Source organism: Nocardia sp. CDC153 (genome assembly GCF_035818515.1).
GTDB lineage: Bacteria > Actinomycetota > Actinomycetes > Mycobacteriales > Mycobacteriaceae > Nocardia.
Window position 1 is genome coordinate 83,916 of record NZ_JAYKYU010000005.1, and the last position, 10,643, is coordinate 94,558.

Below are 10,643 nucleotides of genomic sequence, written 5' to 3' on the forward strand. Positions count from 1 at the left end.
CGTTCGTCGTCGGAGGGTGTGAATGTCAGGGCGCGATCAGGGGAGAATGTCAGGGCGCGATCAGCGGAATGGAGAGGGCGCGCAGTGCCCCACGGGGTTCCAGCACCACGCTGTCCTCGATATTGCCCACGATGATCGGCACGAAGCCGGTGGTCTTGATCAGCTCGGCCACCCGGCAGAGCGCGGCGGGGTGATCGCCAGCGATCGGGGCCACGATGCGGCCCAGCGAGGTCAGCGGTCCGGAGCGGTACATCGGGGTGGTGAAGGCGTTGAAGGCCTTGACCAGCTGCGCCTTCGGCACCAGATCCGCGACGACGGCGCTGGTGGGTCGTCCGTCGGTGGACAGCAGGGTGACGCTGCCGTCGGCCTCGCGGACATACGGATTGGCCGGATCGATCCAGATCTTGCCGTCCAGTTCCGGGAGTTCCTTGGCCAGGGTCTCGAGCTGGAGCCACTGCACCGCGCCGATGAGAATGGTCGAGGATCCGGCCACCAGATCGATGTCCCCGGCGTAGGTGTGGCGCAACCCGCGCTCGGCGACGGTGTCCGCGAGCTCGTCGAGGTGGCGACTGGCGATGTGCACGGTGTGCCCGGCGCGGTCGAAGAGGCCCGCCAGGCTCAAGCCGAAGTGTCCGGCTCCGAAGATTCCCACGTCCATGGCCCGCACACTCCTGTGTCCGGAGGGGTGTTCTGCCTTCAGTGCTCGACTAGCTGCAAAGCAGTGCTCGACTAGCTGCAAAGCAGTGCTCGACTAGCTGCAAAGCTCGATCATCCTCGATTATCGAGCTTGACCGAGGTGAGGGGCGCGGCGGGGCGGCGGACATGATCGGCGAGGGCGCGGGCGGCGGCATTGAGCCGGGCACGGGCCTCCGCATTGCCGACCAGACCGTCGGGTCCGATATCGTTCTGCACCACCGTGATCCGCCCGCACGCGGCCTCCACGATCTCGGCCCCGGCATAGCCCACCACCGTGCGCAGGGTGGCGACCGCGGCCTCGCCGCGGCCCTCGTAGGCGACATTCACGTAGGCCACCGGCTTGTCGCTCAGATCCGCGTTGCCGATGGTCCATTCCAGGAGGTTCTTGAGGCTGCCCGGGATCATGCCCGCGTATTCGGGGGTGCAGAACAGCACCGCGTCGACCGCGCCGAGCCGGCGGTGCAGATCCTGGACCGCGGGCGGTTCGGGATCTTGGCCGGGGATGAACTGCGGCAGGTCGGTCAGTCCCTCGTACTGGCTGACCTCGAGGTCGGGACCGGCGTCGGCGGCGATGGTGCGCAAGGCGGCGGAGTTCGTCGAGGCGGCGCGGGTGCTGCCCGAGATCAGCAGGATGCGGGGAATGGTCACGAGTGCGGCAACGTGACTGCGGGCGGGAGTATTTCGCGGGGGAGTGGTCGTTGTCACTCATAGGGGCCGTCCCAGCGAGTGGGAGTACCTGTGACAGCAGGTGTCAATTTGTCCCATTCTGGGTATGGTTTCATGCAACCAGACTGTCCGGGACAGCTGTAACGCCCGGATCCGGTTGTGCGACAACTGCATAACGCGAGTTTGTGCGAGAAGGGCAGGCAATGATGACTGCGAACACCAACCGCTTCGACGAGGCGGCGGTCGGTGCCGGACATGCCGGTGCGTTCGGACCCGGCCGGCTGCTGGCCGCCGAACCCATGACCGCGCGCATGCTGCCCGGTCTGCGACTGCCCGCTCGCGCCTGGCGCATCAGCTACGCCACGACCACCGCCAAGGGCGACCCGACGCAGGTCACCGGCACCGTCCTGGTGCCGGACACCCCGTGGCGCGGGCCCGGATCGCGGCCGCTGGTCGGCTACGCGGTCGGCACCCAGGGCATGGCCAATACGGTGGCCGCCGCGTCCTGGCAGCTGCGCCTGGGCATCGAGTACGAATCGGTCTTCCTGCGCACGGCCCTGCGGCGCGGCTGGGCGCTGGCCATCGCGGACTATCCGGGACTCGGCAGCCCGGGCCTGCACCCGTACGTCATGGGCCGCGCCCTCGGGCCCGCCGTGCTGGATAGCATGCGCGCCGCGCGCCGCCTGCCGGAGGCGGAGCTGGATCCCGATGGGCCGCTGGGCATCTACGGCTACTCCGAGGGCGGCAATGCCGCGGGCTGGGCGCTGCAGTTGCAACCCACCTACGCGCCGGATCTGCCGCTGGTCGGCGGGGCGGTGGGCTCGGCGCCCGCCGATCTGGTCGACATGGTGAAGTTCCTGGACGACACCCCGTACGCGGTGCTGCTGTTCTACGGCGTGCTCGGCATCGAGGCCGCCTATCCGGAACTGAATGTGCTGCAACATCTCAACGTGACCGGCCGGGTGCTCGCCGCCCTGGCGCGGCGCACCCACGCCGGGGTCGCGGCCGTGATCGGCATCGGCGCGGGCATGATCGTGCCCACCAAGGTCTCGACCTACACCCACCGCCCGCCGTTCGAGGTGCCCGAGGTGAAGGCCCGGCTGCTGGAGAACCGTTTGGGCGGAATCGCGCCCGCCGCACCGGTTCTGGTGGCCGGTGGCACCAGCGAGCAGATCATTCCCTACCCGCAGGCGGTGCGGCTGGCCGAGGAGTGGAAGGCGCTGGGCGCGGACGTCACCATGCACACCATGAAGAACCGCGAACACATCGGCGGCGCACTGGCTTTCGCGGGCCCGGGCATGCGGTTCCTGGCCGAGCGCTTCGCCGACTCGGTGGCGATGCCCCTGCGGCGCGGGGCGTGAGACGCGAAAGCCGGGAACCCGCAAGGGCTCCCGGCTTTCGGATTGTCAGTGGGTACTCAGCTCCCGACGCCCCAGTGCAGGACGCGGGAGGTGAGCAGCACCAGCAGCAGCGAGACCACCGCCACCGACACCAGCCCGACCACGGCCACCACGAGCGGCCGCCACCCGGTCCGCGCCAATTCGCGGATATTGGTGTTCAGTCCGACGCCCGCGAAGGTCAGCAGGAACGCCCAGCGGGACACCGCGCCGAGATTGGCGACCTGGGCCTTGTTCAGCCAGTGCACGGTCGCCAGCGCCGACACGGCCAGGAAGCCCAGCACGAACTTCGGGAACTTCGCCCACACGAACGCCGCCTTGGCGCGCACGCCCGGCGCGATGGCGTCGGCCTCGCCGCGCGCGGCCCAGTAGGCCGCGAAGCCCAGCACCACGAATCCGATCAGCGCGTTGCGGGTCGACTTGACCAGCACCGCGATCTTGCCCGCCTCGTCGGAGAACAGGTAGCCGGTGGCGGTGGTCTCGGCGGTATTGTCCACGGCCAGACCCGCCCACAGCCCGAACTCGTGATCGCTGAGCCCGATGGCGTGACCCAGCGGCGGCAGCGCGAACAGCGCCACCGCGCCGAGCGCCAGAATGGCCGCGATGGCATAGGAGACATCGGAATTGCGGGCCCGGATCGCGCCCTTGCCCGCGATGATCGCCGACACGCCACAGATCGCGGTGCCGATGGCCAGCAGCGATCCGAGCTTGCCCGAGAGCCCGAGCTTGCGGGCCACCAGCAGGATGATCGCCCCCGACACGGTCATGTCGACCAGGATCTGCAGGAAGCTCGTCCCGCCCAGCTTGGCCACATCGCCGAGCACGAAGCGCGCGCCCAGGGCGATGATGCCGATCTTGAGCCAGAACTCGTAGGTTCCGATCCCGGGCTTGAAGATCGGATGCAGGCCAACGGTATTGGTGATGAGCAGCCCGATCAGGATGGCCCACAGCACATATTCGATATCGGGGACGGTCCAGTGCTCGTGCTTGGCCAGCTTCAACCACCAGATCTCGGCGTACTTGCCCAGTACGCCGACCGCGATCAGCAGCGCGATGCCGGGGAGGTAGCTCAGCAGGCGGGTGAGCGTCAGCGGCCCGCTCGGCGCGTCGAAAGCCTCGGTGTCGGAACCGGTTTCGACGGTCTTGGTCAACTTCGGGGTAGCGGCGACATCACTCACGGCGTCACCACGGAATCTTCGGCAGGACGTCGAACACGGCGAGCACGACCACCACGCCGGCCACGATCACCGACCACCAGTCCGCGCCCAGACGCCCGAGGGTGTCGGGCCACGACGGTCGGCCGGATCTCTCCGGCGCGGGATTGGGACTGTTCACCAGGGCCTCCAGGTAAGCACACGCAGTACAGCAGGTCTGCACTATCGGGTCTCCGGAGGTTTTCGGACACCGTTGGAATCGCGCTGATTCTGGCCGAAAATACGGATTTTCTGGCCGCCACTCTGTCATGACCGAATAACCCCAGGTCGTAGCGTCGAAACAAACGCGAGGAGTGACAATGCGATTCGACTATGACGTCCTCGTCATCGGCTCGGGCTTCGGTGGCAGTGTGAGCGCGTTGCGGTTGACCGAGAAGGGCTACCGCGTCGGCGTGCTGGAGGCGGGGCGGCGCTTCGAGGACGACGAGTTCGCCGAGACGTCGTGGCGGGTGCGGCGGTACCTGTGGGCACCGGCCCTGGGCTGCTTCGGGATTCAGCGGCTGACGCTGCTGAAGGACACCTTCATCATGGCGGGCGCGGGCGTCGGCGGCGGCTCCCTGGTCTACGCCAATACCCTGTACGAGCCGCCGGACAAGTTCTACGCCGACCGCCAGTGGGGGCACATCACCGACTGGAAGGCGGAACTGGCCCCGCACTACGACCAGGCCAAACGCATGCTGGGCGTGACGACCAATCCCGGGACCACGCCGACCGACCGCGTCCTGCTCGAGGTCGCCGAGGATATGGGCATCGCCGACACCTACCGGCGCACACCGGTCGGGGTGTTTTTCGGTGGTCCGGGCCGACGGCCGGGCGAGGATGTGCCGGACCCGTTCTTCGGCGGGGCGGGACCGGACCGGCGCACCTGCACCCACTGCGGCGAATGCATGACCGGCTGCCGCCACAATGCCAAGAACACTCTGGTCAAGAACTACCTGTATCTGGCCGAAAAGGCCGGTGCCACCGTGCATCCGCTGACCACGGTCACCGATGTGCGGCCCCTGTCGGGCGGCGGCTACGCGGTGACGACGACTCGCACCGGATGCCTGGTGCGCCGACAGTGCCACGAATTCACCGCGGAGCAGGTGATTTTCGCGGCGGCCGCACTCGGCACCCAGAAACTGCTGCACCGCTTGCGGGACCGCGGCTCGCTGCCGCACATCTCGTCGCGTCTGGGCTACCTGTCGCGGACGAATTCCGAAGAGCTGCTGGCGGTGCGCAGCCGCGAGCGCGACAGCGACTACACCAAGGGCGTGGCCATCACCTCGTCCATTCACCCCGACCAGGACACCCACATCGAGCCGGTGCGCTACGGCAAGGGCAGCAACGCCATGTCGCCGATGACCACCGCCATGGTCAGCGGCGACGGCCCGCGCTGGCGCGGCTGGCTGCGCGAACTCGCCCGCAACCGCCGCGACCTGCTGCGCATCCACAATCCGCGCCACTGGTCCGAACAGACCATCGGCCTGCTGGTCATGCAATCGGTGGACAACTCGATCACGACCTACACCAAGCGCGGCCTGCTCGGCCGCCGCATGACCACGAAACAAGGTGAGGGCCAACCCAATCCGGACTGGATCCTCGCCGGTCACGAGGTCGCCCGCCGCATTGCCGACAAGATCGACGGCGTGCCCACCGCCGCCACCTCCAGCAGCATCTTCAACGTCCCCATGACCGGTCATTTCATCGGCGGGTGCGTGATCGGCGACAGCCCCGAGCACGGCGTCGTCGACCCCTACCACCGCCTCTACGGCCACCCCGGCCTGCACGTCATCGACGGCTCCACCATCTCGGCCAACCTCGGCGTGAACCCGTCGCTGACCATCACCGCCCAGGCCGAACGCGCGATCTCACTGTGGCCCAACAAGGGTGAGCCCGATCCCCGCCCGGATCTGGGAGCCACCTATCAGCGCATCGCGCCGATCGCACCCCGCAGCCCGGTCGTCCCACCCACCGCCCCGGCCGCGCTGCGCCTACCCATCGTGGGCATCAACGACTCCCACACCGAACCGGTGGGCACCTAGGTCCGGAAGGCCGAAAGCCGAGCACCTCAGGCCGCGTGGCCTATGTAGTTCACGGAGCCGCCGATGGCCCCCTCGTCCTTCGGGCCGATCAGGGTCGTCATGAAGGCGTGCTGGGCGCGCAGGCCCGCGCGGGCCTGCCGGGTGCGCCACCCCGGGACCAGGATGCCCAGGCCCGAACGGGCCACGTTGACCGGGAATTTGGCCAGCGGGTACCAGGGCGGCATGTAGGCGGGCAGGCCGAGCTGGCGCATGCTCCCGCGGCCGAGGAAGGCCGTGCTGATCGAAAGATGCTGAGCCCAGGCGATTCTGCGGCGCAATCCGGGGAGATGCGGGTAGTACCAGGTCAGCGGGTCCTCGGCCATGGGGCGGGCCAGCCGCGCGCTGGTCTCGTCCGGGGCGGTGAGGACGGACAGGTAGTGGTAGAGCTGTTTGGTGGCGTCGAGGAAGCCGGTGGGCAGGTAGCGCTCCTCGATGCCCATGACCCAGCCGACGTAGCGGGTGAGATGCACGATGGCGTCGAGTTCCCGCGGCGTGAAGACATTGCCCATCATGATGCTGGTGAGTGCCGGTGCGTAGAGAGCGCCCAGCATGGTGACCGCCATGTCCGTCTGATTGACCGGCACGCCCCACTCCTCGGCGCGCCACTCGGGCAGGTTCGCGACATGGCGGCGCACGAAGGTGTGGATCAGCCGGACGTGCAGGGTGGAGCGGAAACCCACTCCGCCGGGCCGCATTCCGCCGTCCGAGATGACGTCCAGCGCCCACTTCATGGTTTCGGCGAAGCGCTGCCCGCCGCCGGTCGCGCCGCTCTTGCCGGTATTGGTGAGCAGCAGCGTGCGGTTGATGCCGGAGGCCACGAACCCGCCGAGAAACGGGACATCGCGCGCGAGGTAGATGCCATCGAGACCGGCGGCCTGGAAGATGCGCTCCCCCAGTGCGATTCGCTTCCAGTCCACCCAGGCGGGCGGGTGCTCCACCTGGGTGAAGAAGGCCCGCAAGGGTTCCGGCGCGTCTGGAATGCTGTCGATGCCGTGCTCGAGGGCCCGATCGAACAGCGGCCGCACCGTTCCCATCCCGGCGGTGTACATCCACTCCACCAGTTCGTCCATGGGGCGATCCCCGACGGTGAGGGCTTCGCCCATGGCCGCCCACTCGGCATCGTTCGGGGGCTGGATCCCCAGCAGCCTGGCCACCGGACCCAGCACCGGCACCGTGGCCGGTTCGTCGGGGTGTCGGGCCGGAATGGTCATCGGTCGCGTGCGCGTCATCGGGCAGCTCCTCGTGTGCATCTGGTGAAGACTGTCACCAGAACGTTTGGTGATAGTCTTCACCAAACTGTTCGGCATGGCAAGAGATGAGGCGGCACCGTGGACGGAACCCGTGGTCGGGACGCTGGACCCGCTGGTCGGTACGCCGGGCGCAGCGCGGACGAGCGCCGGGCCCAGCGGCGCGAACAGCTGCGGGCGGCGGCGCTCGAGGTCATTGCCGAAGAGGGCATCGGGGGGCTCAAGGTGCGCGCACTGTGCGCCCGTGCGGGGCTGAACGATCGCTATTTCTACGAGGCGTACGGGCATACCGATCGGTTGCTGTACGAGCTGGTGGGGGAGGAGTTGGCCGAGGTCGTCGCGGCCGTCATGGGTGTCATCGTCACCGCGCCCGCCGACGCGCGGATCCGGCTGCGGGCCGTGGTCGAGGCCGGTGTCGCCGCCATCGCCGACCATCCCGCCCGGCGCAGGCTGGCCATCGATATGCAGACCACCGACGAATTGCGGCAGCGCAGAACGGATCTCGTCGGCGTGGTCGCCCAGGTCATGCTCGATCAGGGCCGGGAACTGCTCGGCGATGCCGCCGTCACCGGTGTGCACGCCGAACTCGCCGCGCGCACGGTCGCGCACGGCGGGCTGGAGATCCTCATCGAATGGCTGCGCGGCGAACTCGATATCGACCGCGCGCAACTCATCGACTTCCTGGTGGCCATGATCCTGACCGCCGCCGAGATCACCACCACGGTCCAGCGCGAAATGGCAGCTGGCTGAGGGCTATTCGCTGAGTTCGTGGACCGGCACGAGCGGGGCGGCGGGATCGAGGGTGAGGCCGCGGGCCTCGGCGGTGGCCGAGAGCGCGCCCCAGGCGAAGGCGGTGAGCTCCTCGGTGAGCTCCCTGGCGGTGATGACGGGTTCGTTGAGCCAGCGCAGGACGCCGAGTCCGATCGCGCCGAGCATGGCGTCGACGGCGAACTGGGTGTGGTCGCCGTTCGCGCCGCGCAGGCGCAGCACGCCGGAGAAGAAGTCCGCGACCGTATCGGACAGTGGGCGGCCGTCCTCGATCAAACGGGCCGCGCCGAAGGCCGCGACCACGTGTGAGCTGACAATGAAGCGAAACAGGTTGGGGCGCTCGGCCACCAGGTCGATATAGGCGGACAGGGCGGTGCGCAGGCCCTCGCGCAGCGGCCGGTTCGGGTCCAGGTGCGGGGTGACGCGGTCGACGATGAGCTCCTGCACCCGACCGCTCACCGCGGCCAGCAATTCGACCTTGTCGCCGAAGAAGCGATACAGCTTGGGACGCGGTATACCAGCGGTTTTCACCACATCGTCGATGGACAGATCGGGGCCGTGGGTGTCGATGGCGCGAATGGTGGCCTCGATGAGTTCGGCGCGGACCGAGGCGCGGTGCGTGTGCCAGCGGTCGTAGCGGGCATCACCCTTCGGCTCGGCCGGACGGTCGCGGCGCGGGTGGGAGGCCATGCGGCAGATTGTAATTCGATTCGTGGGCACGCAACCCCTTGTGTGCTGTCTGGGACAATTCTACACTGGGGTCTACATCGAACACACGGTACTAGGTACTTTGTGTTGCACCAAGGATGGTCCAGATGGCGAATACCCTTCCGGCGCAGGCCTATCCGAAGGCCCGTCGCATCAGGTTCCGATTCGATCGCGCCGACTCGCACGACAAGTACTTCGTCGAAAACGACATGGTCTACAGCCATTTCGTGGCCGGTATGTCCGGCGGCTTCCCGGCGGGCGAGGAATCCTTCATCCGCTCGGTCCGGCGGGTGGCCGACCGCGTCACCGATCCGACGCTCAAGAAGCGGGTCACCGGCTTTGTCGGCCAGGAGGCCATGCACGGCCAGGAACACCGCAAACTCAATGAAAAGCTCGTGGAGCTCGGCTATCCCATTCAATGGCTGGACACCGACAAGGCCAAGGAACGCGCCCGGTGGCTCGAGCAGCGGCTCTCACCCGAGGTGCATCTGGCCATGACCGCGGCGGCCGAGCACTACACCGCCGTGCTGGCGCAGCGGGTGCTGTCCAGCGACGAGATCCAGAACATTCCCGGCGATCCCGAGGTGTGGAACCTGCTGAATTGGCATGCGCTGGAAGAACTCGAGCACAAGTCGGTGGCGTTCGACGTGTTCCGTGCGATCGGCGGCACTGAGCGCACCCGCATCGGGGTCATGCTCGCCATGTATTCGCTGACGCTGCCGCTGACCTATGTGGCGCTGGCGCTGGCTGTCGCGGGTGACGAGAACGCGCGTCGGCAACCGGTGCGGGTCGCGCGCGAGGCGTATCGGCTGTTCACCGGTCCGGTGTTCCGCGGCCTCATGCCGGAGTTGGCCAAGTATCTGCGCCCGGGCTTCCACCCCGACGACATCGACACCTCGGCGCTGCTCTCCCGTTGGCAGCAGGAGCTTTTCGGGAAAGACGGACAGCTCGTAGATCACCTGAAGTAACCACAACTCCATTCGAGAAAGGACCGACCAATGGCGATCGGTCGGCAGGAAACCACGTCCCCCATGCCCTATCCGAAGGTGCGGCGCATGCGATTCCGATTCGGCGAGCCCGAACCCATGGCGCATCACTTCGTCCAGGGCGACATTCCCCTCACCCATCTGATCGCCCTGCTGTCCGGCGCTTTTCCGCCCGGCGAGGAGTCGTTCATCCGGTCGGTGCGCAAATACTCCGACGAGATCACCGATCCGGTGCTGAAGAAGCGGGTGGCGGGCTTCATCGGCCAGGAGGCGGTGCACGGGCAGCAGCATCGGCGGCTGAACGAGCAGCTCATCGCGAATGGCTTTCCGATCGTGCGGGTCTTCACCTTCGGGCACGACGCGCTGCGGGAGAAGGCGCTGATCCGGGTGGAGAACCTGGTGCCGCGTGCGGTGCACCTGGCGTTCACCGCGGCGGCCGAGCACTACACGGCGACGCTGGCCAAGCGGGTGCTGGGCACGCCCGAGATCCAGGCGATTCCGGGCGACGCGGAGGTGTGGAACCTGTTGAACTGGCACGCTTTCGAGGAGCTCGAGCACAAGTCGGTGGCCTTCGACGTGTATCGCGCCCACGGCGGTCCCGAGCTGGTGCGCATCGGGGTCATGGCGGCCATGTACTACGTGACCATTCCCGGTGTCTCGCTGGGCGTGCTCGCCTCGATCCTCAGCGATCCGCGCAGCTGGCGGCCCCTGAAGGTGGCGCGGCAGTCGATTCGGCTGTATCGCGGGCCGATCGTGAAGGGGCTCATGAAGGAGATGCGGCCGTATCTGCGGCCGGGCTTCCATCCCGACGATATCGACACCACCGAGCTGCTGGAGCGGTGGCGCCGCGAGCTGTTCGGCGCGGACGGCGAACTGCTGGATCGCATCGGCTGAGCCG

11 protein-coding genes are annotated in these 10,643 nt (G+C 67.8%); 5 read left to right on the forward strand and 6 right to left on the reverse strand.

The genetic code is table 11. The features are described from left to right. Window positions 1-49: 49 nt before the first annotated feature. Entirely contained in the window at window positions 50-658 is a 609-nt protein-coding gene (locus tag VMT65_RS27220; protein WP_326311279.1) for an NADPH-dependent F420 reductase, read from the reverse strand. Window positions 659-768: 110 nt separating this feature from the next. Further along, the gene (locus VMT65_RS27225) at window positions 769-1,344 is read right to left on the reverse strand and encodes an NADPH-dependent FMN reductase (protein WP_326311280.1); all 576 of its coding nucleotides are present in this window, start codon (window positions 1,342-1,344) and stop codon (window positions 769-771) included. A gap of 224 nt (window positions 1,345-1,568) precedes the next feature. On the opposite strand from VMT65_RS27225, the gene VMT65_RS27230 reads away from it, so the two are divergent. After that, window positions 1,569-2,723, forward strand: a complete 1,155-nt coding sequence (locus tag VMT65_RS27230; RefSeq protein WP_326311281.1) for a lipase family protein — start codon at window positions 1,569-1,571, stop codon at window positions 2,721-2,723. A 56-nt stretch (window positions 2,724-2,779) separates the two neighbouring features. On the opposite strand, the gene VMT65_RS27235 is transcribed toward VMT65_RS27230, so the two are convergent. Next, on the reverse strand, window positions 2,780-3,910 hold the full coding sequence (locus VMT65_RS27235; protein WP_442790332.1) for a YeiH family protein: 1,131 nt from the start codon (window positions 3,908-3,910) through the stop codon (window positions 2,780-2,782). A gap of 31 nt (window positions 3,911-3,941) precedes the next feature. Continuing rightward, window positions 3,942-4,094, reverse strand: a complete 153-nt coding sequence (locus tag VMT65_RS27240; protein ID WP_326311282.1) for a hypothetical protein — start codon at window positions 4,092-4,094, stop codon at window positions 3,942-3,944. A 178-nt stretch (window positions 4,095-4,272) separates the two neighbouring features. Here VMT65_RS27240 and VMT65_RS27245 point away from each other — a divergent pair, with 178 nt between their 5' ends. Next, on the forward strand, window positions 4,273-5,997 hold the full coding sequence (locus VMT65_RS27245) for a GMC family oxidoreductase (RefSeq protein WP_326311283.1): 1,725 nt from the start codon (window positions 4,273-4,275) through the stop codon (window positions 5,995-5,997). Window positions 5,998-6,023: 26 nt separating this feature from the next. Here the strand turns inward: VMT65_RS27245 and VMT65_RS27250 are convergent, their stop codons facing one another. Then, entirely contained in the window at window positions 6,024-7,265 is a 1,242-nt protein-coding gene (locus tag VMT65_RS27250) for an oxygenase MpaB family protein (protein WP_326311284.1), read from the reverse strand. A gap of 99 nt (window positions 7,266-7,364) precedes the next feature. Between VMT65_RS27250 and VMT65_RS27255 the strand changes: the two genes are divergently transcribed. Further along, complete coding sequence (locus tag VMT65_RS27255; RefSeq protein ID WP_326311285.1) at window positions 7,365-8,033, forward strand: TetR/AcrR family transcriptional regulator; 669 nt, start codon at window positions 7,365-7,367, stop codon at window positions 8,031-8,033. Window positions 8,034-8,036: 3 nt separating this feature from the next. Here VMT65_RS27255 and VMT65_RS27260 read toward each other — a convergent pair whose 3' ends face one another. After that, entirely contained in the window at window positions 8,037-8,741 is a 705-nt protein-coding gene (locus VMT65_RS27260) for a TetR/AcrR family transcriptional regulator (protein WP_326311286.1), read from the reverse strand. Window positions 8,742-8,866: 125 nt separating this feature from the next. On the opposite strand from VMT65_RS27260, the gene VMT65_RS27265 reads away from it, so the two are divergent. Continuing rightward, window positions 8,867-9,727 (forward strand): metal-dependent hydrolase, encoded by an 861-nt coding sequence (locus VMT65_RS27265; RefSeq protein ID WP_326311287.1) that lies wholly within the window; start codon window positions 8,867-8,869, stop codon window positions 9,725-9,727. 30 nt (window positions 9,728-9,757) lie between these two features. Further along, window positions 9,758-10,639, forward strand: coding sequence for a metal-dependent hydrolase (locus VMT65_RS27270; protein WP_326311288.1), 882 nt, complete (start codon window positions 9,758-9,760; stop codon window positions 10,637-10,639). Window positions 10,640-10,643 lie beyond the last annotated feature (4 nt).

What these genes read in the sequence shown, in the direction of transcription:
- VMT65_RS27270 (WP_326311288.1), top strand. Translation starts at nt 9,758, where the DNA reads ATGGCGATCGGTCGGCAGGAAACCACGTCCCCCATGCCCTATCCGAAG.
- VMT65_RS27245 (WP_326311283.1), top strand. Translation starts at nt 4,273, where the DNA reads ATGCGATTCGACTATGACGTCCTCGTCATCGGCTCGGGCTTCGGTGGC.
- VMT65_RS27220 (WP_326311279.1), bottom strand. Translation starts at nt 658, where the DNA reads ATGGACGTGGGAATCTTCGGAGCCGGACACTTCGGCTTGAGCCTGGCG.
- VMT65_RS27265 (WP_326311287.1), top strand. Translation starts at nt 8,867, where the DNA reads ATGGCGAATACCCTTCCGGCGCAGGCCTATCCGAAGGCCCGTCGCATC.
- VMT65_RS27250 (WP_326311284.1), bottom strand. Translation starts at nt 7,265, where the DNA reads ATGACGCGCACGCGACCGATGACCATTCCGGCCCGACACCCCGACGAA.
- VMT65_RS27230 (WP_326311281.1), top strand. Translation starts at nt 1,569, where the DNA reads ATGACTGCGAACACCAACCGCTTCGACGAGGCGGCGGTCGGTGCCGGA.
- VMT65_RS27260 (WP_326311286.1), bottom strand. Translation starts at nt 8,741, where the DNA reads ATGGCCTCCCACCCGCGCCGCGACCGTCCGGCCGAGCCGAAGGGTGAT.